This is a genomic window from Castellaniella sp. (assembly GCF_047971665.1).
Lineage (GTDB): Bacteria > Pseudomonadota > Gammaproteobacteria > Burkholderiales > Burkholderiaceae_B > Castellaniella.
In genome coordinates this window covers 1-26,310 of record NZ_JBKEAA010000014.1, presented here as the reverse complement: position 1 = coordinate 26,310, position 26,310 = coordinate 1, and the positions used below count along the sequence as shown (strand labels likewise).

The window sequence follows — 26,310 nt, the reverse complement described above, 5'->3', positions numbered from 1 at the left end:
TCAGTACCGCTCTATTCCGTAGTGATCCTCGCGCACCACGCGCGGGGTGATCTCGCGCGGCTCGATCGTGACCGGTTGATAAACGACGCGTTTCTGCTCGGGGTCGTAGCGCATCTCGACGTGGCCCGAAATCGGGAAGTCCTTGCGGAACGGGTGGCCGATGAAGCCGTAGTCCGTCAGGATGCGGCGCAGGTCGGGATGGCCCTCGAAGACGATGCCGTACAGATCGAAGGCCTCGCGCTCGTACCAGTTGACCGCCGGCCAGGTGTCCACCAGCGAGGCGACCACCGGGAACGCATCGTCGGGCGCGTACGTCCGCACCCGCAAGCGCCAGTTGTGCGTCACCGACAGCAGATGGATCACCACGGCAAAGCGCTGAGGATGCGCATCGCCGGCCGCATAGGTGGGCGCCTTCCAGGCGGAATAATCGACCCCGCAGAGGTCGACACAGGTCTCGAAGCGCAGATTGGCGTGATTGCGCAGCACACGACAGGTTTCCACCCAGGCGTCGGCGGGCACCTGCAGCGTGAGTTCGCCCCGGTTCTCGGTCAGGTCGGCCGAGGCCCCCAGGACCGTGCGCAGATTCTTGTCTAATGTCTGTAGCCGTGTCATAGCGGTTGTATCAACGGTTGGACGGCGCCGGGCGGGGCCTAGCGGGCGATGGTGTTGGTCAGGCGGATCTTGTTCTGCATCTGCAGAAGACCGTAGACCAGGGCCTCGGAGGTCGGCGGACAGCCCGGCACGTAGACATCCACCGGCACGATGCGGTCACAGCCCCGCACCACGGAATAGGAATAGTGGTAGTAGCCGCCGCCGTTGGCACAGGAGCCCATCGACAGCACCCAGCGGGGCTCGGGCATCTGGTCGTAGACTTTGCGCAGGGCCGGCGCCATCTTGTTGCACAGCGTGCCGGCGACGATCATGAGATCGGACTGCCGCGGGCTGGGGCGAAAGATGATGCCGAACTGGTCCAGGTCGTAGCGCGCCGCGCCGGCATGCATCATCTCGACCGCGCAACAGGCCAGACCGAACGTCATGGGCCACAGCGAACCCGTCTTTGCCCAGTTCAGGAACTTGTCCGCGCTGGTGGTGATGAAGCCTTTGTCCATGACACCTTCGATAGCCATGATGAACCCCCGTTTATTCCCAATCCAGCGCGCCGCGCCGCCATTCGTAGATGAAGCCGATCGTCAGCACGCCGAGGAAAATGGCGACTGCCCAGAAACCGATCATGCCCACCGCGCCATTGGCCATGGCCCAGGGAAACAGAAAGGCGATTTCCAGGTCGAACATGATGAACAGGATGGCCACCAGGTAGTAGCGCACATCGAATTTCATGCGTGAATCACCGAAGGTCTCGAAGCCGCACTCGTAGGGCGAGAGCTTTTCGGGATCCGGCACGTTCCTGCCCAGCAGGCGGCCTGCGCCCATCAGGGCCGCGCCGATCACGATGGCGACGATGATGAAAAGCAGCACGGGAAAGTACTGTGCCAGATTCATGTGTAGCCCCTGTTCCAGAAAATCAAACTACGGGATTGTAGCATTCCGACAAGCTCGACCGCCGGGAAAACCCGCGATGAAAACATATTCCAGATCAAGAATTCAGAAGATCACGGAAGACCTTTCAACCGCCTGAAAACACGCATCACACCTGAAAGGCGATGCAGACCGGTCTTTTTTGACCGATCCGGCGCCACAGACATGACGCCTCAAGGATCGGCCCGGCTCTACAGGCCACAATACCTCAAGAATTGGCCCGGCGCACAGGCCGCAACACCTCAATGATGACCCGACGCACAGGCCCGCGCACCTCAAGCACAGGCCGCCATGTCTCGATTCTACCGTCCGGAAGGAACCTCCGGGTTTCCCGTGACCGAACAAAGCCCGGTGCGCCTGACGGGCAAAATGCCTGAAATGCAAAAAGCCACCTCGAAAGATGGCTTTTTGCATCGGGGACCGGAACCCCCGCCGTTCGTGACGGCCCGGCGAACCGGGCCGCATCGCAAGCGTGGACGTGCCACGCGCAGCGATTAGAACTTGTGGTTCAGGCCGATACCGGCTTCGGTACCCGTCAGATCCTTGATGTAGCCGATGTTGTCGGCGTACGAACCGTAGACGTACACGCCGGTACGCTTGGACAGCGGGTAGAAGTAGTTGACCTGATAGGTGCTGATGTTGTCGGCACCGTCGCCCCACTTGTCGCCATCGTCCAGGTTGGACGTGGAGTAGTTCCAGCCAGCGTACAGGGTACCGCCACCGATCGGCGCGCTCAGGCCGACGTGGTAGTTGTTGGACTTGAAGTCGCCACTGGCGTTCAGAGCACTAGAAGCCAGGCCAGCCAGGGAGTTGGAGGAACCAGCCCAGCCCAGCTTGCCATGACGGTCTTGGCCGTAGGCCAGGGACAGCTTGACGACTTCGAAGTCGTAGGCGCCGTTGACGGTCCAGTTGGTGATGGCGTCTTCGACACCGGTCTCACCACGACGGTCGTAGCTGGCACCCAGGCTGATCGGGCCGTTGACGTAGGTCAGGCCCAGGGACACGCGCGAGGTACGCTCAGCGGAGCCGGCGTAGCCATGGTCGTCAATACGCTCGATCGTGTCGTCGCCTTCGGAACCGTACAAGGCGTACAGTTTGAAGCCGGACAGGTCAGGCGTCACGTACTTGAAGGAGTTGTCGATACGGTTGCCGTAGCCGTAGCCACCGAAAACCTTATCCACGTCGCCCATGTTCCAGCCGTTGACGACCAGATTGCCGACTTCAACGCCGGCGGAATACTGACGACCCATCGTGAAGGTACCCCAGCTGTCGCTGGACAGACCCACGAAGGCTTGACGATGGAACTGGCGATCGGAGGTGCCGTTGCCGGTGCCGAGATCGAAGCCTTGTTCCAGTTGGAAGATGGCGCGCAGGCCGTCACCCAGGTCTTCGGAGCCCTTCAGGCCGAAACGGTTACCGTTGACGGTGCCGCTGCGCAGACCGGAAGTGTCGGAGGTGAAGTCAGCACCACCACCATCGTACTTGTAGTGTTGGTAACCGTAACCGGTATCAACGATACCGTACAGCGTCACGGACGTTTCTGCTTGAGCAACGCCAGCGGTGGCAAAGCCGGCCAGCAGAGCAGCAGCGAGCAGAGTCTTTTTCATGTAAGAAATCTCCGTAGATTTGTGTGAATCAGAGCAGGCCAACAACAACCTGTGCCGCTGCTCTTCCAACTCCGCGATGGGAAGTTGTAGGTATTGCATCAAAAATCCGGGACAAACGCCACGTTGGGCGGGGTAAAACGCCGAGTTTCCCAAGAAGCCGTTGCATGATCACAACATCCTCCCGGAGGCTGACGGCAAATATAAGGGATTACCCTGGTTCGACGCTGAATGAAGCGATGGGAGTCAAACGACGGGGCGACTGCAATGGAAGCCGCCGACCTGAACCCCCGACAGCCCATCCCGATGATCGCCCCCTCTGCCGCCACGTCAGCGCCTGCCGCAGCGCGGCCACGGGAGGCCGCCCCAGACGACGGACCACGACATCGGCCGCATTCAGGACACTCTCCCTCCGTTCGGCTTTCGAGGCGCACCGCCGTGAAATTGCCCGCACGGCATCACTCCGAACCGCATCAATCAGGACCAGAACGACAGTCATGCTTTCCACCAGAGCAATGTCCATCCAGAGATCCTCACCAAAACGGTGCATCGACGCGGTGACAACCGATCATCCATCATGGGTCGCCCCTCGTCCTGCCGGCCTCGCCCCTCGTGAACGATTCACGCTTCATTTCATACATGCGATTGAAATGTCCGCCCCTCCTCATCGCGTCGTATCATCGCTGCATCGCCACCCCCTCGGCCCGCCGGAGACCCACCCTTTGCCCGCCCTGAACAAGATCACCTGCACCGAGGATTTCCGCCGCGTCGCGCGCCGTCGCGTGCCACGCATGTTCTACGACTATGTCGATTCCGGCGCCTGGACCGAGTCCACCTACCGCGCCAATGCCGCCGACCTGCAGGCGTTGCGGTTCCGCCAGCGCGTGGCGGTGGACATCGCCCGACGCAGCCTGCGCGCCTATCTGTTGGGTGAGGAGGTGGCGATCCCACTGGCCCTGGCGCCGACAGGGCTGACGGGCATGCAGCACGCCGACGGCGAGATCCTGGCGGCCCGGGCGGCGGAGCGATTCGGCGTGCCGTTCACTCTGTCGACCATGAGCATCTGCTCGATCGAGGACGTGGCTGCCCACACCCGCCGGCCGTTCTGGTTCCAGCTGTACGTGATGCGCGACCGGGCGTTCATCGGACGGCTGATCGACCGCGCCCGCGCCGCGCGCTGCTCGGCCCTGATGGTGACGCTGGATCTGCAAGTGATGGGACAACGGCACAAGGACATCAAGAACGGTCTGTCCACGCCCCCGCGCCCGACGCTCGCCAATCTGGCGAACCTGGCGCTCAAGCCGCAATGGTGCCTGGAGATGCTGCGCACTCCCCGGCGGGCGTTCGGCAACATCGTGGGACATGCCAAAGGCGTGGCGGACATGCGCTCCCTGGCGTCCTGGACGGCCGAGCAATTCGACGCCTCGCTGAACTGGAACGATCTGGCCTGGATCAAGGAACGCTGGGACGGCAAGCTGATCGTCAAGGGCATCCTGGACCCACAGGATGCGCGCCGCGCGGTGGAGGCTGGCGCGGACGCGCTGGTGGTCTCGAACCACGGCGGACGGCAGCTTGACGGCGCGCCTTCGTCAATCTCCGCCCTGCCGGCCATCGCGCAGGCCGTGGGCGACCGCATCGAGGTGTTGATGGACGGCGGCGTCTACAGCGGCCAGGACATGTTGCGCGCGCTGGCGCTGGGCGCACGCGGCGTGCTGATCGGCCGGGCGTTCCTGTATGCCCTGGCCGCTTACGGCGAAGCCGGCGTCCATCGATGTCTGGAATTGATGGCCAATGAACTGGATGTCTCGATGGCGTTCTGCGGCCGCACGCGCATCCAGGATGTGGACCGCCGCGTACTGGTGAATCCGGAGGCCGCATGCTGAACATCCTCTGGCTCGGATTCTTTCTGGTTGCGGCAGTCTCCGCGCTGTTCCAATGGCTGGCGCTGGGCGATGCGGAGGTATTCGCCCGCCTGATCGCCAGCCTGTTCGACATGGCGGATCTGTCGGTCAAGCTGATGCTGTTGCTGTTCGGCACACTGACGCTGTGGATGGGCTTTCTGAAGATCGCCGAATCGGCCGGGCTGGTGGCTGCGCTGGCCCGGCTGCTGGGGCCACTGTTCCGGCGCCTGATGCCGGAGGTGCCGGCCGGGCATCCGGCCCTCGGCCTGATCACCCTGAATTTCGCCGCCAATGCGCTCGGACTGGATAATGCCGCCACCCCGATCGGCCTGCGGGCCATGCATGCGCTGCAGGCGCTGAACCCGACACCGCGATCCGCCAGCAATGCGCAGATCCTGTTCCTGGTGTTGAACTCCTCGTCGCTGACGCTGCTGCCGGTGACGATCTTCATGTACCGTGCGCAACAGGGCGCCGCCGATCCGACGCTGGTGTTCCTGCCCATCCTGCTGGCGACCGCGGCCTCGACACTGGTGGGGCTGCTGTCGGTGGCCTTCATGCAGCGGCTGCGGCTGCACGACCCCGTGGTGCTCGCCTGGCTGGGCGGCGGCGCGCTGCTGCTGGGCGGCTTCATGGCGCTGCTGGCCTCCCTGAGCGTCACCGCCGTGGCCGCCCTGTCCTCGCTGCTGGGCAACCTGGTCCTGTTCGGCATCCTGATCATCTTTCTCATCGCCGGCGCCTGGAAACGCATCCCGGTCTACGAAAGCTTTATCGAGGGCGCCAAGGAGGGCTTTGACGTCTGCAAGGGATTGCTGCCCTACCTGGTGGCCATGCTGTGCGCGGTCGGCGTGCTGCGCGCCTCCGGCGCGCTCGATGTGCTGCTGGACGGCATCCGCTGGCTGGTGCAGGCGGGCGGACTGGACACGCGTTTTGTCGACGCCCTGCCGACCGCTCTGGTCAAACCCTTTTCCGGCAGCGCGGCGCGCGCCTTGATGATCGAGACCATGCAGCACAGCGGCCCGGACAGCTTCCCCGCCCTGCTGGCCGCCACCGTCCAGGGCAGCACCGAAACGACCTTTTACGTCCTGGCGGTCTATTTCGGCGCAGTCGGCATCCAGCGCGCCCGCCATGCCGTGGGCTGCGCGCTGCTGGCGGATCTGGCAGGCGTGCTGGCCTCGATCACCGTGTGCTATTGGTTTTTTGGATGAGACAGGCTGCAAGGCGCGAGGCGGAGAGATCCAGCCCAACGCGGAGCGGAAGGGACTCATCTCGATGCGAGTGCAAGGCATCCACCCCGCCTCATTCAAAAAGCTAGAATGAGACATCAAGGGATGAGCACCATCCACGGAGGCCTGTCATGCATTCCTGCCCGCACTGGCGGACATTCATTCGCAGCACCCTGGTCATGGGCGCCAGTCTCTGGCTGGCCAGCTGCGTCAGCATCGCCTCCGCCCCGCCCGGCACGCCGCTGACCGAGGTCGTGGCGCAGTTCGGCGCGCCCACCCTGCAATGCGTGGACCGCCAGGGACAAGCACGCGCCGTCTGGTCGGGACAGCCCCTGGGGCAATACGCCTGGGGCACCACGGTGGACGCCCAGGGCCGCATCCAGGGCATCGAATCCGTCCTGACCGATGAGCATTTCAAGGTCCTCAAACAAGGCGAATGGACCTCCGACCAGGTACGCTGCGCCTTCGGACCGCCGGCCCTCATCGAAACCGTCGGCCTGCCCAGCGTGCGGCAGATCGTCTGGAGCTACCGCTACAAACAGGATCACGTCTGGAATTCACTGATGTACGTGTATTTCGGCCGGGACGGAGTGCGGGTCACCCAATTTCATCCGGGCCCCGACCCGATGTACGACCAGGAAGACTCGTTCCCCAGATTCTGAATCGCCATTCAGCCCAGCGGCTTCTGACGCAAGGCCAGCAGGCACGAGACCAGCAGCACCACCGCCGAGACCGCCAGGCCGAAGGACAAGGACCCCGCCCTGTCGCTGATCCACCCGCAGGCGGCCGGCCCCACCGTCTGACCGATCGCGAACAGACTGGTGGCAACCGCCATGGCATTGCCCCACGCCGGCCGGTCCAGGTTGTTCTTGACGAATCCGGTCACAGCGGAAGGCACCATGAACACGCTGCTGCCCACCAGCGCGGCGGATAGCCAGATGCCCGCCAGATTGGGCAGCATCAGGGGCAAGGCAGCCCCCGCCATCAGGACGAACAGCGCGGCCCCCATGGGCAGACCGTCGCGACGCCCGTCAAACAGCCGCGCCCAGAGCAGCGGCGCCAGCAAGGTCATCGCGCCCAGCAGCACCCACATCACGGAAATGATCATGGCCGGACCGGCGGTTCCGCTCGCATGCTCCCGGACCCAGGCCACCATGAACGTCATGTAGGCGATATAGCCCAGACCGAAAATGAAATACGCGACCAGCACCGGCAGGCACCGCCGCCAGGGCCAGCTGGCGCGTACTTGCCGGGACGAAGGCTCGGCAATGGCGCGCACGGAAAGAATTGCCGCGATCGAGAGCGGGAGGCAGACCGCCCCCATCGCAATCCAGGCCAAGGGCCAGACGGCAGCGCCATGCCATTCGAACAGCCAGGGCAAGACAGCGCCGGTCAGCAAGGTGCCCAGGCCGCCGCCGCTGAAAAAGATCACGATGGCGCGCGTCCCGAGCACGCCGGCCAGCACACCCCCGCAGACGAATGCGCCCGCGCCGCCCAGTCCGGACACGAAACGGAAGACGCTCAACCAGAAAAAATCATGTGTCAGTCCACTGGCCAGCACAGACAAGGTCGTCAACACCATGCCCCAGATGAACAGACGCCGGTTTCCCAACCGCGCGACGAAATAGATGGCGAGCGCGGCGCCCAGCAGATAGCCGAGCGCATTCACGGTATTGAGCCAGCCCGCCTGCGCGTAGTTCAGTTGCAGGTCCGCCTGCATCGACGGCAGCACCAAGGCATAGCCAAAGCGGGCAAAGCCCACGGCGACCGCCGAGCCACCCGACAGCGCCCAGACCACGGAGGAAGGTTTCACGCCGTTCTCCCGCAAAACCGGGGCGTCGTCGGGAATCGATCGCGATCCATCCCGCAGAAACGGCGGCAGAAGGCCCGTTGCCAGCGTCGGCCATCGAGCCGCCACGCACGCCTGATGGCCTTGAAGTCAAAATCCATCGTCCTCTCCCCCAGGGGCAGTTCGGGCTCCGCCGGCCGCGCCGGCGGGTTTTGATTCAGACAACAAACTTTGGGGATTGTAGGAGATCGCCGCCAAATTAAGGCACATGCGATTCCATTGACTGGACCTGCCAACAAAAATCCCCTGGAATCAACGATTCACAGGGGATAGCTGGCGGAGACGGAGGGATTCGAACCCTCGATGCGGGTATAAGCCGCATGCTCCCTTAGCAGGGGAGTACCTTCAACCACTCGGCCACGTCTCCAGCAAGACGGGCATTCTAGCACAGGAACAGGCGCACGCCGGCAACCCGGCGCACGGCCGCACGCTCCGCTCAGGCCTCGATCTGAACGGGCGCCTGATCCAGGTCGAAAGCCTTGTGCAGCGCGCGCACGGCCAGTTCCATGTATTTGTCGTCGATCAGCACGGACGTCTTGATTTCGGAGGTGCTGATCATCTGGATGTTGATGCCTTCCTCGGCCAGGGTGCGGAACATCAGGCTGGCCACGCCGACGTGGCTGCGCATGCCGATCCCGACGATGGAGACCTTGGCGACCTTGTCGTCGGAGACGACCTCGCCAGCGCCCACGGCCGGGCCGATCTGGTGCTTGAGCAGATCCAGAGTCCGCGCGAAATCATTGCGGTTGACCGTGAAGGAGAAGTCGGTCATGCCCTGCTGCGAGATGTTCTGCAGGATCATGTCCACATCGATGTTGGCCGCAGCCACGGGCCCCAGGATCGAATAGGCCACGCCCGGAGTGTCGGGCACATTGCGCAGGGTGACTTTGGCTTCGTCGCGGCTGAACGCGATGCCGGAGACAACGGCGGTTTCCATTTTCTGGTCTTCCTCGAAAGTAATGAGCGTACCCGAGCGCATTTCCTCGTCGATCGGGATCATGGGGTCGGTCAGAGAGGACAGGACCCGCAGCGGCACCTGATATTTGCCGGCGAACTCGACGGAACGGATCTGCAGGACCTTGGAGCCGAGCGAGGCCATTTCCAGCATTTCCTCGAACGAAATGACGTTCATGCGGCGGGCCTCGGGGACGACGCGCGGATCGGTCGTGTAGACACCATCCACGTCGGTGAAGATGAGGCACTCGTCGGCATGCATGGCGGCGGCGACCGCCACGGCGGAGGTATCCGAACCGCCCCGCCCCAGGGTCGTGATGTGGCCCTCGTCGTCGATGCCCTGAAAGCCGGTGACGATCACCACGCGGCCCGATTCCAGGTCGGCGCGGATGCGGCTGTCCTCGATGGAGCGGATGCGGGCCTTGGTGTAGGCGCTGTCGGTGCGCACCGGCACCTGCCAGCCCGTGTAGCTGCGGGCGGCCACGCCCTGACGCATCAGCGCGATGGCCAGCAGCGCGCTGCTGGCCTGTTCGCCGGTGGCGGCCAGCATGTCGAGCTCACGCAAATCGGGCTGGGGCGAGATCTCCTTGGCCAGGCCCAGCAGGCGGTTTGTCTCGCCGGACATGGCCGAGGGCACGACAACGACCTGATGGCCGGCGGCATGCCATTTGGCGACCCGCCGCGCGACGTTCTGAATGCGTTCGACGGAACCCATCGAGGTGCCGCCGTATTTCTGGACGATTAGCATGATGCCTTGATGAAGATTGAAACCCGGTGCGAGCCGGAGAGGGGCTCATTCAAAGGCTCCCCGGCAAAGCGAACTATTTTACCCGGGTTTTTCGAGTCAAAAGGACACGTCCGCGACACACCACGATCCAGGCATCCTCATGGCGTAACCGCACATCGCGGTCATGCCCCAGGGCATGCACCTCACGCAACTGCCGCAGCCAGTCCCGCAAGCGGGCCTCGGTGGGCATGCGCAGCCCCTGGTCGCGCAGCCAGTGACGCAACACCGCCGCCTGACGCGGCGCCGCCAGCGCACGCCAGACCGCCAGCGAAAAATCCCGGCCATCGGGCGAAGGATCCAGCCCCAGCCAATCAGCCCGGACGGTCTCGTCGGCCCAGTCCGATAATTCCCGCGCCTGGCCGGCATGGCGGGCCAGGGTCCGGCGCCAGGCGGGCCAGCGCGCATCCAGCACCGGCGCCAGGCCCGTGCGCAAGGCAGCCCGGGCATAGCGATCATCAGCATTGCTGGGGTCGTCGACAGGCCGCCACCCGCTCAGCGCCTCGAACCGTCCGGCGCAGTCCAGGATCGTGGCGCGGGGCTGGTCCAGCCAGGGCCGGATCCAGCACAGGCCGTCGCGCCGGGTCACCGGGCGCATGGCGCCCAGGCCCAGCGGTCCCGTCCCGCGCAACAGGCGCAGCAGCACGGTTTCAGCCTGATCGTCCTGATGGTGGGCCAGCAAGAGGTGACCGACGCCGGCATGCGCGGCCAGTCCGGTCAGGGCCTCGTAGCGGGCGGCCCGGGCCGCAGCCTCCATGCCCCGGCCCTCGATATCGACAGCCACGCGCAGGCTGTGACAGTCCGCCTCCAGCAGCCCGGCCAGCCGATGGGCATGCGCCAGCCACGCGTCGGCGTCCACTTGCAGTCCGTGATGAATGTGAAAACAATGCAGCCGCTGTCCCCGATGCCGGGCGGCATGGGCCGCGTGCAGGGCCAGCATGGCAGAATCAGCCCCCGCGCTCAAGGCCACGCCGATGGCGGCATCGCGGGGCAGCGGTTTCAGCGCGGCATCCACCGCCCGCAGCAACGCCGGGTCGAGCGCGGATCGCCAGGGATCAGACGCGGCATCCGGCACGACGGCAGGCTGGTTCGGGTTTGACGGAATCGATCCGTCCGGCTGACGACGCGGCCTCCTGTCGCGTGTCGTCCGGCTAGCGGGCTTCCTGGAAGCGCCCATAGGCGGAGACGCGTTCGAGGCGACGGCGCAACAGTTCGTCCACATCCAGACCGGAGAGCTCGCGCAGCGCATCGGACAAGGCGCGCTGCAGCTGGCGGGCCATTGTGTCGGGATCGCGATGCGCGCCGCCCACGGGCTCGTTGACCACGCGGTCGATCAGGCCCAGTTCCTTGAGACGCGGCGCGGTGATGGCCAGCGCCTCGGCGGCCACCGAGGCCTTGTCGGCGCTGCGCCACAGGATCGAGGCACAGCCCTCGGGCGAGATGACGGCGTAGGTGGCGTACTGCAGCATCATGACCGTATCACCCACGGCAATCGCCAGCGCGCCGCCCGAGCCACCCTCACCGATGATGGTGACGATGATGGGCACCTTGAGGCCGGCCATGGCGTACAGATTGTGGCCGATGGCCTCGGACTGGCCGCGTTCCTCGGCCCCGACGCCGGGATAGGCGCCCGGCGTGTCAACGAAGGTGAACACCGGCAGGCGGAATTTCTCGGCGAGTTTCATCAGGCGCAGGGCCTTGCGGTACCCTTCGGGCAGCGGCATGCCGAAATTGCGCAGGGCGCGCTCCTTGGTGTCACGGCCCTTCTGGTGGCCGATGACCATGCAGGGCGTGCCTTTGAAACGCGCCAGTCCGCCCACGATGGACTGGTCGTCGGCGTACATCCGGTCGCCGTGCAGTTCGTGGAAATCCGTGAACAGCGCCTGGACATAGTCCATGGTGTAGGGCCGCTGAGGATGGCGGGCCACCAGCGCGGTCTGCCAGGGCGTGAGCTTGGCGTAGATGCTCTTGGCCAGGGACTGGCTTTTCTGCTGCAGGCGGGTGACTTCCTCTGAGATATCGACGGCGGAGTCGGTCTGCACATAGCGCAGTTCCTCGATCTTCTGATCGAGCTCGGCCAGAGGCTGTTCGAATTCAAGAAATGTATTTCGCATGAGAGCAGGATTTCCAGGGTGGATTTCGGGACTCGATCAGTATTCGACAGCGGCGACGTCCAGGCTGCGCCACAGGTACCAGCTGGCGACCGTGCGCCACGGCGCCCAGGCCTGCGAGACCTCACGAGCCTCGAAACGCGAGACCGGCTCGCCACTGAAATAGTGATGCGAGATGGCCTTGAGCAGCGCCGTGTCGTCCAACGGCAGCACATCGGGACGTCCGAGAAAGAATATCAGGAACATTTCGGCCGACCAACGGCCCACACCGCGAATATCGCACAACTGCGCCGTCACGGCCGCATCATCGAAGGATTCCCACCAGGCGGGATCGAGCCGTTCGGGACGGGCGAAAAATTCGGCGGCATCACGCAGATACTGGGCCTTGCGCAGAGACAGGCCGAGTCCGCGCAGTTCGGCCTCGGTGAATCGGGCGATGCAATCGGGCTGCATGTCGTCACCGCAGACCTCGACCAGCCGCGCCCAGAGCTTGCGCCCCAGCGGCAGGGAGATCTGCTGGCCCACGATGATGCGGATCAGGGTCTGGAACGGACTTTGGCGCGCCTGGATCGATTCATGGCCGTAGACCGGAATCAGCTTGCGCAGGATCCGGTCGCGCTGCATCAGATGCTCGCAGGCCTGCGCCCAGTACACGGGCGGCAGCGCGGCGACGCCGGAACGAGGCATGTCCACCGTCATACCCGCCGCCATTGGGTCGCGCCGCCAGCGGCATCGGCCAGATCCACACCCTGCTCGCGCAATTGGGCGCGGATGGCGTCAGCCCGGGCAAAATCACGCGTGGCCTTGGCCTGGGCGCGTTCGGCCACCAGAGCCTCGATCGCCTCGGATGACAGCGTATCCGCCCGCGTGCCCCCGGTCAGGAAACGGGTGGGAGATTTCAGGTAGGTGGCCGGATCGGCCTGCAACAGGCCCAGCAGGCCGCCCAGGGTCCGCATCAGGCCGCTGGCCCGGGCACTGCCCTGGCGATTGGCCTGGCCGGCCAGATCGAACAGCACGGCGACGGCGCCGGCCGTATTGAAATCATCGTCCATGGCGACGCGAAACACCTGGGCCGCCGGATCGTCCCAATCGACCTCGACAGCGGCGGGCGGCACACTCGCCAGTGTCTGATAGAGCCGGTCCAGCGCGTTCTGGGCATCCAGCAGATTGTCGGGCGCATAGTTCTGGGCACTGCGGTAGTGGCTGCGCACCAGAAAGAAACGCAACATCTCGGCTTCGCGGGGATTGACGGCATAGTCCGCGCGGTCGTCGGCCGCATCCAGCGCGACCGTGTCGCGGATGCGCCGGAAATTGCCCAGGGACTTGGACATCTTGTCGGCATCGACCATCATCGGACCGCAGTGCATCCAGGTCGTGGCCAGGGTGCCGCCAAAAGCGCCCTCGCTCTGGGCGATCTCGTTTTCGTGGTGAGGGAATTTCAGATCCGGACCGCCGCCGTGGATATCCAGCGGCATGCCCAGCAGCGCATGGCTCATGGCCGAGCATTCGATGTGCCAGCCCGGACGGCCCGGCCCGTAGGCGGAATCCCAGCGGGTATCGGCGGGTTCCTCGGGCTTGGCCGATTTCCACAGCACGAAATCGAGCGGATCCTGCTTGCCGGCCGACACGGCGACCCGTTCGCCCGCGCGCAGGTCGTCCAGGGATTTGCCCGACAGCTTGCCATAGCCAGGGAACTTGCGCACCGGAAAATTGACGTCGCCATCGGCACCCTGATAGGCCAGCCCCCGGGATTCGAGTGTGCGGATGATCTCGAGCATCCCGGCCACATGCTCCATGGCGCGCGGCTCGTCGTCGGGCGACTCGACGCCCAGGGCGCGCTCGTCGGCGCGCATGGCGTCGATGAAAAACTCCGTCAGCGCGCGGATCGTCACGCCGCGCTCCACCGCGCGGCGGATGATCTTGTCATCGATGTCGGTGACGTTGCGCACGTAACGCACCTGGTAGCCGGTGGCCCGCAGCCAGCGCTGCACCACATCGAAGCTGACCAGCATCCGCGCATGCCCCAGATGACAGAAGTCATACACTGTCATCCCGCAGACGTACATGCGCACCACCCCCGGCTGCGCCGTCCGGAACGGAATTTTCTGGCGTGTCAGGGTGTCGTGGATATGAAGCATGTCGGGCGGGATGAGACAGACGAACCCGGCGCTCCGGACCATACGGACAGCGCTCGGGGATGTAAAATGAACTGACAAGTATACCGTCCCCTGGTCCAATCCCAGAACCCCATCCATAGGCGCCCCGAGACGTGACCCGCCCTTTCCTCCCTGTTTTGGCCCTGTGCGCCTGCCTGGCTGCGGGTCCGGCCCTCGCGGCATCCACGGGCAAGACCGACCTGCCCAGCCTGAACTACAACCCCGAGACCGGGGCGTTCACCGAACCCCCGCCCCCGGACCGCGGCTGGAAGGCCTTTGCCGATCTGCTGCAAAAAGCCGCGCCCTCCGTGGACACGGCCATTCCGCTGACGCCCGCCCAGATCGCCACCCACGTGGCGGCGCTGATCGACGCGGGCCGCGGCCAGGAGGCCCTGGACATCATCGCCAAAAGCCAGGCCGGACGCGACGAGAACGTCACCCCGGGCACTGACGTCCAGTTGCGCTACCAGCAGGGCCGCGCCCTCGGCGCGCTGGGTCGGCACGACGAAGCCATGGCCGTCTGGCGCCAGATGACCAGCGACTATCCCGAGCTGCCCGAACCCTGGAACGCCATGGCCATCGAATACGCCCGCCGGGGCCAGCTGCAACTGGCCCGCGACGCGCTGGACATGGCCCTCGTGTCCGACCCGTCTTTCGCCCCGGCGCTGGAAAACCTGGGCCACGTGCAGATGCGCATGGCCCAGGAGTCCTTCGCCCGCGCCCGGGCGGCCGGGCAACCGGCCCGGTCCGCGCCCGCCTCAGCGGCCCCGGACCGGCCGGCGAACGACATCCCCCCTGCTCCTCAGGCACAATAATTCTTTTATTCTGGACACCCCATGTCCCACGCCTCGTTTCCATCCCGCATCCTGCCCTGGATGCGCGCCTGCAGCCTGGGCTGCGCCCTGGTCCTGGCGGGCGATGCCGCCGCCCAGACCCATTCCAACTCCTCTACCCAAGGCACCACCACCATGAGCACTCATCCGCATGTCAGACTGCAGACCAACAAAGGCGATCTGCTGATCGAACTGGACGCCGAGAAAGCCCCCAAGACCGTCGAGAATTTCCTGCGTTACGTCAAGGAAGGCTTTTACGACGGCACCATCTTCCACCGCGTCATCAACAACTTCATGATCCAGGGCGGCGGCTTCGAGCCCGGCATGAAACAAAAACAGACCCACGCGCCCATCGAAAACGAGGCCAACAACGGTCTCAAGAACGACCGCTACACGCTCGCCATGGCGCGCACGTCCGACCCGCACTCGGCCACGGCCCAGTTCTTCATCAATGTCGCCGACAATGACTTCCTGAACTTCAGCGCGCCCACTTCCAATGGCTGGGGCTACGCTGTGTTCGGCCGCGTCATCGAAGGCACCGAAATCGTCGATGAGATCAAGAAAGTGAAGACCGGCAGCAAGGGCTTCCACCAGGACGTTCCGGCCGAGGACGTCATCATCGAAAGCGCCACGCTGGTTGAATAAACTGGCGCTGCGAGGCACCGTCTGGGTCGCCTCCGACATCCATCTGGGCGAGGCCGTTCCAAGAACGGCCCGCGCCTTCTACGACTTCCTGGAACAGGCCCGGGATCAGGCCGATGCCCTGATCCTGTGCGGCGACCTTTTCGACGCCTGGATCGGCGACGATCACGCGCTGCGAACGCCGCCCGCCTGGCTGGCCGCCGCGCTCGATGAACTGCGCGCCACCGCCCGGACCATTCCGCTCTTGCTGGCACGCGGCAATCGCGACTTCCTGATGGGCCCGTCCCTGGCCGACGCGCTGGGCGCCCGGTTGCTGGATGCACCCGTCGTCCTGGACACGGACGCCGGACCGATCCTGCTGGCGCACGGCGATGAATACTGCACCGACGACCTCGCCTATCAGCGCTTTCGCCGCATCGTCCGTGCGCCCCGGGTTCAGCAGATCTTCCTGAGCCTGCCGCTGAGCCTGCGGCGCGCCATCGCCGCGCACGCCCGCGCCCGCAGCCGGCAGGCCCGCCGGGCCAAGCCGATGGCCCTCATGGATGTGAACGCCGCCGCCATCGAGCAGGCACTGCGCAGCGCCGGCTGCACCACCCTCGTCCATGGCCACACGCACCGGCCCGCCATTCACCCATTGACGCTGGACGGCCACACGGCGCAGCGCTATGTGCTGCCAGACTGGGAATTCGACCATGACGCGCCCCCCCGGGGGGGCTGGATCGAAATCGATCCGGCCGGCATCCGGCTCGAATACGCCAAGACTCTGGACCCCGTTCCGGAAGGCGCGTCAGGGTACCGCATCAAGGCGCGTCCTCAAGACTGACTCAGATCTCGACCTCGGGATCCATCGGTTCCAGACTGTCGATCTGCACGGTGGCGATCCGGCGGCCCTCCAGGGCCGCGACCGTGAAGCGAAACCCGCCGTAACCGCGGGTCAGCTCACAGTGGTCGCCGACATCGGGCAGGCGACCGAAGCGGCTCAGCAGATAGCCCGCGATGGTGGAGTATTCCTCGTGCTCGTCGACCAGTCCGTCGATGTTGAGGATCTGCTCCAGATGATGCAGATCCGCCGCGCCATCCACACGCCAGCGGCCATCGCCCTGGTCGATGATGTCGGGCGTCTCGTCCTCGTCGGGGAACTCGCCGGCAATGGCCTCGAAAATGTCGATCGGCGTGACCACACCGACGATGGAACCGAACTCATCGGCCACCAGGACCAGCAACCCGTGTGAGCGCTTGAGCGTTTCCATGAGTCGCAAGATGGGGATCGTCTCGTGCACGATGATGGGCTCGCGCAGCCGGGTTTCGCGGATGCCGCCGTGTTCCAGCAGATCCAGCAGCAGGTCCTTGGCGCGACCCACCCCCACGACTTCGTCCAGCGTGCCGCGGCACACCGGAAAGAAACTGTGCGGTTCGCGGATCAACTGGGCGCGCAACTCGCCGGGCGGCGCATCGAGATTGATCCAGGACACATCGGTGCGCGGCGTCATCACGGAATGCACATTGCGGTCGCTGAGCGTCAGCACGCCGCTGACCATGTTGCGCTCCTCGTCGCCAAAGGCCTCCGGCGGCGGCGCCTCCTGGTCCTCATCGGGCTCGGGGCCGGCCGAGGGCTTGCGGCCCAGCATCAGCAGCACGGTCTCCGCCGTGCGTTCACGCAGCGGCCGACGCATCTCGGCGCGTCGCACATTGCGCCGCGCCCATTGATTCAGGCTCTCGATGATCACCGAGAACACGATGGCGGCGTACAGGTAGCCCTTGGGGACATGGAAGCTGAACCCGTCGGCCACCAGCGAAAAACCAATCGTCAGCAGGAAGCCCAGACACAGGATCACCACCGTCTGGTGGGCATTGACGAAGGCCGTCAGCGGCTTGGACGCCACCAGCATGATGCCCATGGCGATCACTACGGCCGCCATCATGATGGCCAGGTGATCGACCATCCCGACCGCGGTGATCACCGAGTCGATCGAGAACACCGCATCCAGAATGACGATCTGGGTGACGATCACCCAGAACCCCGCGTGCAGGCGCGACCCTGATGCATGCTGCGTGCGGCCTTCGATGCGATCATGCAGCTCGAAGGTGCCCTTGAACAGCAGAAAGAAGCCGCCCACGATCAGGATCAGGTCACGCCCCGAGAACGAGAAACCGCCCAGATGGACCAGCGGCTCGGTGAGCTTGACCAGCCAGGACATCAGCGTCAGCAGGAACAGCCGCATGATGAGCGCCAGGCTCAACCCCAGGACGCGGGCGCGGTCGCGCTGCTTGGGCGGCAGCTTGTCAACCAGAATGGCGATGAAGACCAGATTGTCGATGCCCAGGACGATTTCCAGGACAATCAGGGTGAACAGGCCCACCCAGGCTGCCGGATCCAGCAACCATTCCATAATCGTGCCCCGTCAGTCCTGCAGATACGTCATCATCTGCGCGAATATCTTGGGCGGCGCAGCCAGCACATTGCCCGATTCCAGCCACCCCTGCTCGCCCTGGAAATCGGCCATCAGGCCGCCAGCCTCCAGCACCAGCAGGCTGCCGGCGGCGACATCCCAGGGCTTGAGCCTGACGCCGCAGAACCCGTCCAGCCGGCCGCTGGCCACCCAGGCCAGGTCAAGCACCGTAGCCCCGGTACGTCGCGCCGCCGCGCATTCGGACAGCAGCGGCATGAAGGGCGAGGTCTCCGGCAGCGCCGTGGACTGGGGAATATGCGAGGCCAGCAGGGCATCGTGATAGCGCAGGCAGGAGGACACCCGCACCCGGCGGTCGTTCAGAAAGGCGCCGCTGCCCCGGCTGGCGGTGAACATCTCATTGCGCGTGGGATCGTAGACCACGGCATGCGCGACCTGACCGCGATGCATCAGCGCGATGGACACCGCATAGTGAGAAAAGCCGTGGATGAAATTCGTGGTGCCGTCCAGGGGATCGACCACCCACTGGAATTCGGCGGCCGATTGGCCGTCCCCGGCCTGCAGACGGCCGGACTCCTCGGCCAGAATGCTGTGGTCGGGATAGGCTGTGCGTAAAATGTCGATGATGGATGCCTCGGCGGCCCGATCGACTTCCGTGACGTAATCCTTCGGCCCCTTGCGCGCCACATTCAGGCGTTCCAGGTCGAGGCTGGCGCGATTGATGATGGCGCCGGCACGGCGTGCCGCCTTGATGGCGGTGTTGAGCATCGGGTGCATAGGTTTCCAAAGATCACGGGTAATAGGCTCCTATTTTAAATGACTCCGCCAGTTTCCTCAGACCCCCCTCCCCGCAGCCTGGTTCCATTCGACCGGGTCAGCTTCGTCATGGTCAGCCCCAGCCATCCCGGCAACGTCGGCGCGGCGGCCCGGGCCATCAAGACCATGGGGTTCCATGACCTGCGCCTAGTCGCGCCCGCTGACCCGGATATCCTGCACCGGCCCGACGCCCTGGCCCTGGCCAGCGGCGCCGGCGACATTCTGGAAAACGCCCGGCTGCATGCCAGCCTCGCCGAGGCGCTCGAACCCGCGACGCTGGCCTTTGCCCTGACGGCCCGGGCCCGGGCCATCGGTCCCCCGCCCTGCGACATCCGCGAAGCCGCCGCACAATCGGCCATCGAGCTGACCCACGCCGACACGCGCGTCGCCATCGTCCTGGGCACCGAGCGCACCGGCCTGTCCAACGAGGACATCACCCTGTGCCAGCAGGTCTGCCACATCCCGGCCAACCCGGCGTACAGTTCGCTGAACGTCTCCCAGGCGCTGCAACTGGCCGCCTGGGAATTGCGCTATGCCCTGCTGCCCCTGACCGGCGCGGCGCGCCTGCCCGACACCAGCGCCCGGCACGACCCGGGATCGGACCCGGCCAGCCACGCACGCGTCCAGGCCATGCTGGCGCATTTCGAGCAAGCCCTGGTGGCCGTCGGGTTCCTGGACCCCAGGCATCCGAAAAAACTCATGCCGCGCATGCGGCAGATGTGGACCCGCAACCGGCTCAGCGCCGACGAGGTCGACATGGTGCGCGGCATGTGCACCGCGATGATCCGCAGCGCGCAACGGGAGACGGACCCGGCGCGCACCCTTTGATTTTCATCCTCTCTTTGATCCGCACGAACAGCCCCTGAGCCCCGACCGACATGTTTGACCAGCTTCGCGAAGACATCGCCCGCATCCATGAACGCGATCCGGCCGCCCGCAGCCGCCTCGAGATCCTGACCTGTTACCCCGGGCTGCACGCCATTCTGGTTCACCGTCTGGCGCACGGCCTGTGGCGACGAGGCTGGTACTGGGCGGGCCGTTTCGTCTCTCACCTGGGGCGCCTGCTGACCGGCATCGAGATCCACCCCGGCGCGCGCATCGGCCGGCGCGTATTCATCGACCACGGCTTCGGCGTCGTGATCGGCGAGACCGCCGAGATCGGCGACGACTGCACCATCTACCAGGGCGTCACGCTGGGCGGCACCCGCCTGTACAAAGGCGAAAAGCGCCATCCCACCCTGGAAGAAGGCGTGGTGGTGGGCGCCGGCGCCCAGATCCTGGGCGGCTTTACTGTGGGCGCCCATGCCCGGGTCGGCTCCAATGCGGTCGTGATCAAACCCGTGCCCGCGGGCGCCACTGCCGTGGGCAACCCGGCGCGAGTGATCCTGCCGGAAGACCAGCCCGCCCCCACGGCCAGCGAGGCACCGGCCCCGACATCAACGGGTGCCAGCCAGCCGGACGGCATGACGTCCGATTCCGGCGCTGAACCGGTCGCAGCGCGCGCGGCTGGATCTCCCTGCCAGGAAGAAACCCCGCGCCCGCAATCCGAGTGGGCCGCCCGCCCCCTGCAGGAGCTGCTGCAGCGCGGCCGGGCCGCGTCCGCGACGGAGCACGCCGCAGTGCCGCAGGAAGACTTCGCCCCCTACGGCGTCGGCCGCGCGGACGACGATCCGCTGGTCAAGGTATTGCACGAGCTGATCAATCACACCGCACAACAGGATGCGCGCATTCAGCGCCTGTGCTCGGCCCTGGAAGACCTGGGTCAACGCATCGAGAACGGACAGCATCCGCTGGACGCGGAACGACTGAACCGGATGGTGGACTAAGGACCAGGGCCGAGGGCCCGGCCTCAGCGAATGCAGGACGGCCCGCGCGGACGTCCTGCGTCCAGCCTCACTCGTTGACAGCCTGGCCGCCCACAGCCATGGCGGGAATGGACTGAACCTCGCGCAGAGGGATGGGCGAACGCAGGCCCGCCTGACGCAAGGCCTGGGGCGCACGGCGATGCAGATCAAAATACACATCCCAGTATTTGTCCGCCAGCACCCACACCCGGATGTTCACCATGATGGTGCTGTCGCGGTATTCCATCACCGCGACCAGCGGGGCCGGATCGACCAGGATGTCGTCATCCTGATCCACCAGCGTCTGCAAGGTGCTCAGCGCGGCATTCAGGTCATCGTCGTAACGCACCCCCAGCATCATGTCCAGGCGACGCGTCTTGTTGCGGCTGTAATTGGTGATCGGACTGCCCCAGACCAGCGTGTTGGGCAGCATGATGTGCACGCCATCGACCTGCACGAACCGCGTCATGAACAGGCCGATCTCATCGACCACGCCGGAACCCTGGGTGCCGATCATGACGAATTCCCCAGTGCGGACCGGCCGCAGCACCAACAGCATGATGCCGGCGGCAAAATTCTGCAGCGTGCCCTGCAAGGCCAGACCGATGGCCAGGGCGGAAGCCCCCAACATGGCGACCAGACTGGCCGTCTGCACGCCCAGGCGCGCCAGCACGGCCAGCAGCACCACGATGCGCACCGCCCAGATGGTGATGGTGCGCACCATCGGCACGATGGTCGGATCGATCCGCGGCGAGCGGTCCGCCATGCGGCGCATCCAGCGCCCCAGCAGATTGGACACGATCCAGCCAATCACCAGGATGGCCAGCGTCACCCCGAAATTGATCACGATGCCGCTCAGATCGGGCATGCCTGGCCAAAGCGCCTGAAGCTGTTCCATGGCTGAATTCTCCAAATGTGAAATACAGAAAAAGATAATTTTACGTTGGCCCGCAGGCGGCTTCGATCAGCCATCGCTCCCCTCCGATCCGGCCGGCATCGCCTGACATCCGGCATATTTTATCCACGCGGTTTGTGGACAATCCCATGGACAAGTCCTGGGGGACTCGGTTTTTCCTTTTTGAATCAATCAGATGAGATCCAAGACAAGAAAATGACCGTTTGATGACATGGGCGGACCGCGCCGATTTATCCACCCGGATTGTGGACAAATCCATGGACAAGTCACGAGAGAACCGGTTTCCTCTTTGCAGATCAAGGGGATATTCCGCAAGACAACAAAATGACCGATTCATGACGGGAACGCGTCATGCGTCCCGTTCCTCATGTCCGCCGAATCCCTTGCGCATCGCCGACAGGATCCGGTTGGCGAATTCCGCATTGCCGCGCGACTGGAAGCGCTCGAACAGCGCGGCGCTGAGCACCGGCACCGGCACGCCCTCGTCGATGGCCGCATGCAGCGTCCAGCGTCCCTCGCCGGAATCGGACACCCGGCCCGAGAACCCCTCCAGCCCGGGGTCGGCCTGGAACTCGCGTGCGGTCAGGTCCAGCAGCCATGAACCGATCACACTGCCCCGACGCCAGAGTTCGGCGATCTCAGGCAGATCCATGTCGTACTGATAATGCTGCGGATCGCGCATCGGCGCCGTCTCCGCATCGGTCGCATGATCTCGCTTGCCGATGTTCGCATGACGCAACAGATTGAAGCCCTCGGCATAGGCCTGCATGATCCCGTACTCGATGCCGTTATGCACCATCTTCACGAAATGCCCCGCGCCCACCGGCCCGCAGTGCAGATAGCCCTGCTCGGCCGTGCCCGCGCCGTCGCCGCGCCCCGGCGTTCGCGCGGCGGCATCCCGACCCGGCGACAGGGCGGCGAACACCGGATCCAGGCGAGCGACCGCAGCGCTGCCGCCACCGATCATCAGGCAGTACCCCCGGGCCTGTCCGTGCACGCCGCCGCTGGTGCCGACATCCAGATAATGGATGCCTCGACCGGCCAGCGCTTGCGCCCGCCGGATGTCGTCGTGATAGCAGGAATTACCGCCGTCGATGACGACGTCGTCGGCATCGAGCAGCGGTTCCAGCTGGCCCAATACATCATCGACCAGGCCCGCCGGCACCATCAGCCAGACGGCTCGGGGACGCGGCAGTCGTTCGATCAGATCGGCCAGCGAGGCCGCGCCGACAGCGCCATCCGCGACCAAACGCGCGATGGCGTCCGCTTGCGGGTCGTAGGCGACGCAGCCAATATTTTTGCCCATGAGCCGGCGCGCCATGCCGGCGCCCATGCGGCCCAAACCTACCATGCCGATCTGCATGTGAATCTCCGTGTTTTGCGGCTGGAGTCATGGTACAGGGAAGGCGTCAAGCCGTGTGCCGGATCCGGCACACGGCGCCCGACTGCCGATGACGTCCTTGCGCATCAGTTTGAGGCCGTTGCCGTTCGGCATGCATGAAGGCGTGATGCCAGGTCGCCTTTTCCGAGGCTTCGCTTCGAGCCGACCCATTTTTCGGACCAACCACAGACCAGATGCCTGGGCGTAAAAACCACAAAGCAGGGCGCTTTTCCATGCCGAATAATATATCGGAGAAAAGGGTCAAATTACGTCAAAAAAATCAGAAACCCAACAATGAATATGTACTTTGACGAAGTGCTTATCTATTATGAGTCACGCTGGGAATACGCAGTTCCCCGCCCGATTTTGTCACAACAAAAATCGATTGTTTACTCGAACAACCTTTAATTCCATTAAATCATGAAACAAAAAATCTCAAAATTCACGGCGGGTATTTTTGCAATTCTATTGTCTCTTCCCTCTCTGGCGCCCGCACAGCAGGATGAGAACCAACTCAGTCAGGAACTGGCCAAACTGGCATGGCAAGAAGGCCCTTCGAAAGGGGCCATCGGGACCATGGCATCCATCGAGGTTCCCAAAGGATATGTCTTCCTGGATTCAGCCAATACCAGCAAGTTTCTTGCACTCAACGGCAACCTGCCGGAAGACAACAATTACACCCTCGCGCCCAAAGACCTCAATTGGTTTTCCGTGCTCAATTTCGACAAGATCGGCTACATCACGGATGACGACAAGATAGACGCGGACGCCTTGCTGAAGGAGCTCAAGGAAGACGACATAGAAAGCAACAAGCAACGGCGGAAATTGAATCTTGATGCTTTACATACTGTCGGCTGGGCCAGCCCTCCACATTACGACATCGATACAAAACGGCTTGAATGGGGCATCATATTGCGCTCTTCGGACGGCTCGGAGAACGTGAATTACACCAGCCGGATTCTTGGCAGAACCGGGGTCATGAATGTCACGCTGGTCACCGATGCCGAAGCCATGGATCAGGATGCCAAGGAGCTCAAGAAGGTCCTGGCAGGTTTCACCTACAACGCCGGGGAGACCTACGCCGAGTTCAAAGAGGGCGACAAGGTCGCGGGATACGGTCTGGCCGCGCTCATTGTCGGGGGGGCTGCGGCCGTCGCCACGAAAAAAGGATTCATGGCCATCATCGGTGGTGCATTGGCTGCCTTCTGGAAGATCATTGTCGGCGTCATTGCCGCTGGATTCTTTGGATTGATGAAGATATTCAAGAAAAAGAAATGATCTCTGTATCAACAGAAACCCAGACGCTGGCAGTCGCCATACTCATTTATGTTTATGACTCCTGCCAGCTTCTGTTTGCCAATGAAGGCATCATCACCAAGAAAAGAAAAGAATATGCCGCCACCACCGGCGGCAACGGACTGGTCATCACAGGCAAAAAATTATTCATCCCGAACCTGTTGCTTCCACACAGGCCGATCTATAAATTATCCTGGAATCCGGAAACCATAGCAAAAGCCTCCGTCGACTGGGACGCAGGCAAGCCAGCCTTTTCTTGGCTCTCGATCCCGGCATACGGCATGTTTTTCGCCTTGTTCATCCTCACACCCGCCATCTATCATCTATCCGGGCTCACCAGAGATCTTTTATGGTGCGTCGCCCTGATCTACCTGATCCCCATCCTGACGAGCATAGGGATCAATCTTCATAAAAAGAGATTGTGGCTGAGCAACAAGGACATGCTGACCATAGCGGCAGAATGTATATTATGTCCTGTCCTGACCATCAATATCGTCAGAAAACTGTCCATCTCGGCAAACAAGAAATCGAATCTTGTCCAATCGGCTTTTGCGCTGCTCAGCCCCCGCCAATGGGATGAATTCAAGGCCGAGATCGTACAGAACATCGATGATGCGATATTGGAAACGGATCTCGAGGAAACGATCAATCGATTGAAAAGATCAAGGAAAACAATTCTGGAGATGAGCAAATGATATCCAGCAACGAAATCATCATCATCTTCATATGCCTGATCATCGGATATTATGCCGTATCAAAAATAATCGACAATAACGAAAGACCACCTCATCAGATCGGCAAAGAAACGGAAAGAGAAAAAAAGAACGATCTCGACCCTCATTCCCGGAAAACCCCATCGGACGAAAACAAGCTACAGGAATGAGCGGCGTTCCTGGAGAGGGGCCGCCCCGCATGCGCGGGGGTACCGGTGCGGTCAACGGAATGACGGTAGATCCTGGGTTGATGGATGTGGCCGGTGTGGCTTGGATTGGCCTGTCTGGGTATAATATAGTCAAGAATCTTGGTCGAAAATTAGAAAATAAAACAGCGTCTTACGCCAGTAGACAGCCAAGTATTTATGATCCAAAACCGACACCACAGAGACCATTTGCAGATGACTATATCTCACAAACAGTTGGAAGCGATGGCAGGCTCGCGCGTGATATTGAAGGGCGAGAGCTTGGAGCCACTTTCGTCGCAGGCAGGCAGCGTCAAGGAATGGCTGATGTCCCCTTATCCGAAGGAAACCTTAGAGCGATTGCAGAGCTATTACGAATCCCAAGGCATACCGCTTCCAGATCATCTAAGGATGGTCTGAACAAGTCCCGATGACCTGTCAGAATACGGTTTGTTGAACGAGAGCCAATCAGGACATGTCCGATGAGCCAGTTGAGTTTTTCCGATGCCAAGTTCGCTGGCAAGCGTAAGGTGACCCGTCGCGTTGCAGAATCTGGCGACCGCCTTCGAACATTACAACGAACGGCACCCCCACAGTGCGCTGAAATACAGATCCCCCAGGGAGTTCAGGCATCACCAGGATTTATCAACCAAGGGTGATTCTGTGTCCGGTAATACGGGGGCAAATCCACAGGGTCTATCCCCGCATGCGCGGGGGTACCAGACACCCCCAGGTAATGAAGGAATGCCATCTGGGTCTATCCCCGCATGCGCGGGGGTACCCGGCGGCCCATGGCTTGATCGACGGCGATTACGGGTCTATCCCCGCATGCGCGGGGGTACCGTCTTCGGCCGCTTGCGCGTCCAGGGCCGCCAGGGTCTATCCCCGCATGCGCGGGGGTACCCCTTGGCACCGGCCTGACATCCATGCCTTTCGGGGTCTATCCCCGCATGCGCGGGGGTACCTTCATTTCCCGGCTCCTGTAAATTCGCTATCGGGGTCTATCCCCGCATGCGCGGGGGTACCTAGCTGACGGTCAAGCGCCTTGGGGCCGCTGAAGGTCTATCCCCGCATGCGCGGGGGTACCGGCTGGAAGCGGTGGTAGCTGCCGCGCCGATTGGGTCTATCCCCGCATGCGCGGGGGTACCTAATGGGTTT

At 63.5% G+C, this 26,310-nt stretch carries 25 protein-coding genes, 1 tRNA gene, 1 pseudogene and 1 CRISPR repeat array; of the genes and pseudogenes, 12 read left to right on the top strand and 15 right to left on the bottom strand.

The features are described 5' to 3' along the window. The 4 genes from ACK5JE_RS04790 to ACK5JE_RS04775 form a co-directional block, all read right to left on the bottom strand. The gene (locus ACK5JE_RS04790) at positions 1–612 is read right to left on the bottom strand and encodes an NADH-quinone oxidoreductase subunit C (RefSeq protein WP_416800558.1); all 612 of its coding nucleotides are present in this window, start codon (positions 610–612) and stop codon (positions 1–3) included. Between the two features lie 38 nt (positions 613–650). Next, positions 651–1,127, bottom strand: coding sequence for a NuoB/complex I 20 kDa subunit family protein (locus tag ACK5JE_RS04785; RefSeq protein ID WP_416800557.1), 477 nt, complete (start codon positions 1,125–1,127; stop codon positions 651–653). A 13-nt stretch (positions 1,128–1,140) separates the two neighbouring features. After that, a complete protein-coding gene (locus ACK5JE_RS04780; RefSeq protein WP_416800556.1) occupies positions 1,141–1,500 on the bottom strand; it encodes an NADH-quinone oxidoreductase subunit A in 360 nt (119 codons plus the stop codon). A 530-nt stretch (positions 1,501–2,030) separates the two neighbouring features. Further along, a complete protein-coding gene (locus ACK5JE_RS04775; protein WP_416800555.1) occupies positions 2,031–3,143 on the bottom strand; it encodes a porin in 1,113 nt (370 codons plus the stop codon). 719 nt (positions 3,144–3,862) lie between these two features. Between ACK5JE_RS04775 and ACK5JE_RS04770 the strand changes: the two genes are divergently transcribed. From ACK5JE_RS04770 to ACK5JE_RS04760, 3 genes are all read left to right on the top strand, one after another. Further along, positions 3,863–5,023, top strand: coding sequence for an alpha-hydroxy acid oxidase (locus tag ACK5JE_RS04770; protein ID WP_416800656.1), 1,161 nt, complete (start codon positions 3,863–3,865; stop codon positions 5,021–5,023). Further along, positions 5,017–6,246: a nucleoside recognition domain-containing protein gene (locus ACK5JE_RS04765; protein WP_416800554.1), complete on the top strand. Its 1,230-nt coding sequence runs from the start codon at positions 5,017–5,019 to the stop codon at positions 6,244–6,246. Before ACK5JE_RS04770 ends, ACK5JE_RS04765 begins: the two co-directional genes overlap by 7 nt. Before the next feature lie 197 nt (positions 6,247–6,443). After that, complete coding sequence (locus ACK5JE_RS04760) at positions 6,444–6,926, top strand: hypothetical protein (RefSeq protein WP_416800655.1); 483 nt, start codon at positions 6,444–6,446, stop codon at positions 6,924–6,926. Between the two features lie 8 nt (positions 6,927–6,934). Here ACK5JE_RS04760 and ACK5JE_RS04755 read toward each other — a convergent pair whose 3' ends face one another. From ACK5JE_RS04755 to cysS, 7 genes are all read right to left on the bottom strand, one after another. Then, the gene (locus ACK5JE_RS04755) at positions 6,935–8,077 is read right to left on the bottom strand and encodes a YbfB/YjiJ family MFS transporter (RefSeq protein ID WP_416800553.1); all 1,143 of its coding nucleotides are present in this window, start codon (positions 8,075–8,077) and stop codon (positions 6,935–6,937) included. A 310-nt stretch (positions 8,078–8,387) separates the two neighbouring features. Continuing rightward, positions 8,388–8,480: transfer RNA gene (locus ACK5JE_RS04750), tRNA-Ser, on the bottom strand. 69 nt (positions 8,481–8,549) lie between these two features. After that, positions 8,550–9,818 (bottom strand): aspartate kinase, encoded by a 1,269-nt coding sequence (locus ACK5JE_RS04745; protein ID WP_416800654.1) that lies wholly within the window; start codon positions 9,816–9,818, stop codon positions 8,550–8,552. A gap of 70 nt (positions 9,819–9,888) precedes the next feature. Next, positions 9,889–10,926 (bottom strand): tRNA lysidine(34) synthetase TilS, encoded by a 1,038-nt coding sequence (gene tilS, locus ACK5JE_RS04740; protein ID WP_416800552.1) that lies wholly within the window; start codon positions 10,924–10,926, stop codon positions 9,889–9,891. Positions 10,927–11,002: 76 nt separating this feature from the next. Then, positions 11,003–11,965, bottom strand: coding sequence for an acetyl-CoA carboxylase carboxyltransferase subunit alpha (locus ACK5JE_RS04735; protein ID WP_416800551.1), 963 nt, complete (start codon positions 11,963–11,965; stop codon positions 11,003–11,005). A gap of 36 nt (positions 11,966–12,001) precedes the next feature. Beyond that, entirely contained in the window at positions 12,002–12,649 is a 648-nt protein-coding gene (locus ACK5JE_RS04730) for a DNA-3-methyladenine glycosylase family protein (protein ID WP_416800550.1), read from the bottom strand. Positions 12,650–12,657: 8 nt separating this feature from the next. After that, a complete protein-coding gene (gene cysS / locus ACK5JE_RS04725; RefSeq protein WP_416800549.1) occupies positions 12,658–14,100 on the bottom strand; it encodes a cysteine--tRNA ligase in 1,443 nt (480 codons plus the stop codon). Positions 14,101–14,231: 131 nt separating this feature from the next. Between cysS and ACK5JE_RS04720 the strand changes: the two genes are divergently transcribed. The 3 genes from ACK5JE_RS04720 (at position 14,232) to ACK5JE_RS04710 (ending at position 16,416) form a co-directional block, all read left to right on the top strand. Then, positions 14,232–14,933, top strand: coding sequence for a tetratricopeptide repeat protein (locus ACK5JE_RS04720; protein ID WP_416800548.1), 702 nt, complete (start codon positions 14,232–14,234; stop codon positions 14,931–14,933). Positions 14,934–15,086: 153 nt separating this feature from the next. Further along, on the top strand, positions 15,087–15,596 hold the full coding sequence (locus ACK5JE_RS04715) for a peptidylprolyl isomerase (RefSeq protein WP_416800653.1): 510 nt from the start codon (positions 15,087–15,089) through the stop codon (positions 15,594–15,596). After that, positions 15,589–16,416, top strand: coding sequence for a UDP-2,3-diacylglucosamine diphosphatase (locus ACK5JE_RS04710; RefSeq protein WP_416800547.1), 828 nt, complete (start codon positions 15,589–15,591; stop codon positions 16,414–16,416). The genes ACK5JE_RS04715 and ACK5JE_RS04710 overlap by 8 nt, the downstream gene beginning before the upstream one ends. Position 16,417: 1 nt before the next feature. Here ACK5JE_RS04710 and ACK5JE_RS04705 read toward each other — a convergent pair whose 3' ends face one another. Both ACK5JE_RS04705 and ACK5JE_RS04700 read right to left on the bottom strand, forming a co-directional pair. Continuing rightward, positions 16,418–17,983: a TerC family protein gene (locus ACK5JE_RS04705; protein WP_416800546.1), complete on the bottom strand. Its 1,566-nt coding sequence runs from the start codon at positions 17,981–17,983 to the stop codon at positions 16,418–16,420. A gap of 12 nt (positions 17,984–17,995) precedes the next feature. Next, the gene (locus ACK5JE_RS04700; RefSeq protein ID WP_416800545.1) at positions 17,996–18,778 is read right to left on the bottom strand and encodes an inositol monophosphatase family protein; all 783 of its coding nucleotides are present in this window, start codon (positions 18,776–18,778) and stop codon (positions 17,996–17,998) included. 39 nt (positions 18,779–18,817) lie between these two features. On the opposite strand from ACK5JE_RS04700, the gene ACK5JE_RS04695 reads away from it, so the two are divergent. Both ACK5JE_RS04695 and cysE read left to right on the top strand, forming a co-directional pair. After that, positions 18,818–19,645 carry an RNA methyltransferase gene (locus tag ACK5JE_RS04695; protein WP_416800544.1) on the top strand — a complete coding sequence of 276 codons (828 nt, stop codon included), beginning with the start codon at positions 18,818–18,820 and terminating at the stop codon, positions 19,643–19,645. A gap of 50 nt (positions 19,646–19,695) precedes the next feature. Continuing rightward, a complete protein-coding gene (gene cysE / locus ACK5JE_RS04690; RefSeq protein ID WP_416800543.1) occupies positions 19,696–20,643 on the top strand; it encodes a serine O-acetyltransferase in 948 nt (315 codons plus the stop codon). A 67-nt stretch (positions 20,644–20,710) separates the two neighbouring features. On the opposite strand, the gene ACK5JE_RS04685 is transcribed toward cysE, so the two are convergent. Then, positions 20,711–21,559 carry a mechanosensitive ion channel family protein gene (locus tag ACK5JE_RS04685; protein WP_416800542.1) on the bottom strand — a complete coding sequence of 283 codons (849 nt, stop codon included), beginning with the start codon at positions 21,557–21,559 and terminating at the stop codon, positions 20,711–20,713. 367 nt (positions 21,560–21,926) lie between these two features. After that, positions 21,927–22,940 carry a phosphogluconate dehydrogenase (NAD(+)-dependent, decarboxylating) gene (gnd, locus tag ACK5JE_RS04680; RefSeq protein ID WP_416800541.1) on the bottom strand — a complete coding sequence of 338 codons (1,014 nt, stop codon included), beginning with the start codon at positions 22,938–22,940 and terminating at the stop codon, positions 21,927–21,929. A gap of 438 nt (positions 22,941–23,378) precedes the next feature. Here gnd and ACK5JE_RS04675 point away from each other — a divergent pair, with 438 nt between their 5' ends. The 4 genes and pseudogenes from ACK5JE_RS04675 to ACK5JE_RS04660 all read left to right on the top strand — a co-directional run. Continuing rightward, on the top strand, positions 23,379–24,236 hold the full coding sequence (locus tag ACK5JE_RS04675; protein ID WP_416800540.1) for a DUF2167 domain-containing protein: 858 nt from the start codon (positions 23,379–23,381) through the stop codon (positions 24,234–24,236). Then, the gene (locus ACK5JE_RS04670; protein WP_416800539.1) at positions 24,233–24,949 is read left to right on the top strand and encodes a hypothetical protein; all 717 of its coding nucleotides are present in this window, start codon (positions 24,233–24,235) and stop codon (positions 24,947–24,949) included. Before ACK5JE_RS04675 ends, ACK5JE_RS04670 begins: the two co-directional genes overlap by 4 nt. Before the next feature lie 247 nt (positions 24,950–25,196). Beyond that, positions 25,197–25,586 (top strand): hypothetical protein, encoded by a 390-nt coding sequence (locus ACK5JE_RS04665; protein WP_416800538.1) that lies wholly within the window; start codon positions 25,197–25,199, stop codon positions 25,584–25,586. Between the two features lie 106 nt (positions 25,587–25,692). Beyond that, positions 25,693–25,803 (top strand): annotated as a pseudogene (locus ACK5JE_RS04660) (integrase core domain-containing protein); the annotation flags it as partial. Between the two features lie 41 nt (positions 25,804–25,844). Next, positions 25,845–26,300: a CRISPR direct-repeat array (repeat unit 29 nt; unit sequence GGGTCTATCCCCGCATGCGCGGGGGTACC). Positions 26,301–26,310 lie beyond the last annotated feature (10 nt).

Bases quoted from the DNA above. Each gene is read 5' to 3' on its own strand.
- ACK5JE_RS04790 (WP_416800558.1), bottom strand. From the start codon at position 612: ATGACACGGCTACAGACATTAGACAAGAATCTGCGCACGGTCCTGGGG.
- ACK5JE_RS04785 (WP_416800557.1), bottom strand. From the start codon at position 1,127: ATGGCTATCGAAGGTGTCATGGACAAAGGCTTCATCACCACCAGCGCG.
- ACK5JE_RS04780 (WP_416800556.1), bottom strand. From the start codon at position 1,500: ATGAATCTGGCACAGTACTTTCCCGTGCTGCTTTTCATCATCGTCGCC.
- ACK5JE_RS04775 (WP_416800555.1), bottom strand. From the start codon at position 3,143: ATGAAAAAGACTCTGCTCGCTGCTGCTCTGCTGGCCGGCTTTGCCACC.
- ACK5JE_RS04765 (WP_416800554.1), top strand. From the start codon at position 5,017: ATGCTGAACATCCTCTGGCTCGGATTCTTTCTGGTTGCGGCAGTCTCC.
- ACK5JE_RS04760 (WP_416800655.1), top strand. From the start codon at position 6,444: ATGGGCGCCAGTCTCTGGCTGGCCAGCTGCGTCAGCATCGCCTCCGCC.
- ACK5JE_RS04735 (WP_416800551.1), bottom strand. From the start codon at position 11,965: ATGCGAAATACATTTCTTGAATTCGAACAGCCTCTGGCCGAGCTCGAT.
- ACK5JE_RS04730 (WP_416800550.1), bottom strand. From the start codon at position 12,649: ATGCCTCGTTCCGGCGTCGCCGCGCTGCCGCCCGTGTACTGGGCGCAG.
- cysS (WP_416800549.1), bottom strand. From the start codon at position 14,100: ATGCTTCATATCCACGACACCCTGACACGCCAGAAAATTCCGTTCCGG.
- ACK5JE_RS04715 (WP_416800653.1), top strand. From the start codon at position 15,087: ATGAGCACTCATCCGCATGTCAGACTGCAGACCAACAAAGGCGATCTG.
- ACK5JE_RS04705 (WP_416800546.1), bottom strand. From the start codon at position 17,983: ATGGAATGGTTGCTGGATCCGGCAGCCTGGGTGGGCCTGTTCACCCTG.
- ACK5JE_RS04700 (WP_416800545.1), bottom strand. From the start codon at position 18,778: ATGCACCCGATGCTCAACACCGCCATCAAGGCGGCACGCCGTGCCGGC.
- ACK5JE_RS04695 (WP_416800544.1), top strand. From the start codon at position 18,818: ATGACTCCGCCAGTTTCCTCAGACCCCCCTCCCCGCAGCCTGGTTCCA.
- cysE (WP_416800543.1), top strand. From the start codon at position 19,696: ATGTTTGACCAGCTTCGCGAAGACATCGCCCGCATCCATGAACGCGAT.
- ACK5JE_RS04685 (WP_416800542.1), bottom strand. From the start codon at position 21,559: ATGGAACAGCTTCAGGCGCTTTGGCCAGGCATGCCCGATCTGAGCGGC.
- gnd (WP_416800541.1), bottom strand. From the start codon at position 22,940: ATGCAGATCGGCATGGTAGGTTTGGGCCGCATGGGCGCCGGCATGGCG.
- ACK5JE_RS04675 (WP_416800540.1), top strand. From the start codon at position 23,379: ATGAAACAAAAAATCTCAAAATTCACGGCGGGTATTTTTGCAATTCTA.
- ACK5JE_RS04670 (WP_416800539.1), top strand. From the start codon at position 24,233: ATGATCTCTGTATCAACAGAAACCCAGACGCTGGCAGTCGCCATACTC.
- ACK5JE_RS04665 (WP_416800538.1), top strand. From the start codon at position 25,197: ATGACGGTAGATCCTGGGTTGATGGATGTGGCCGGTGTGGCTTGGATT.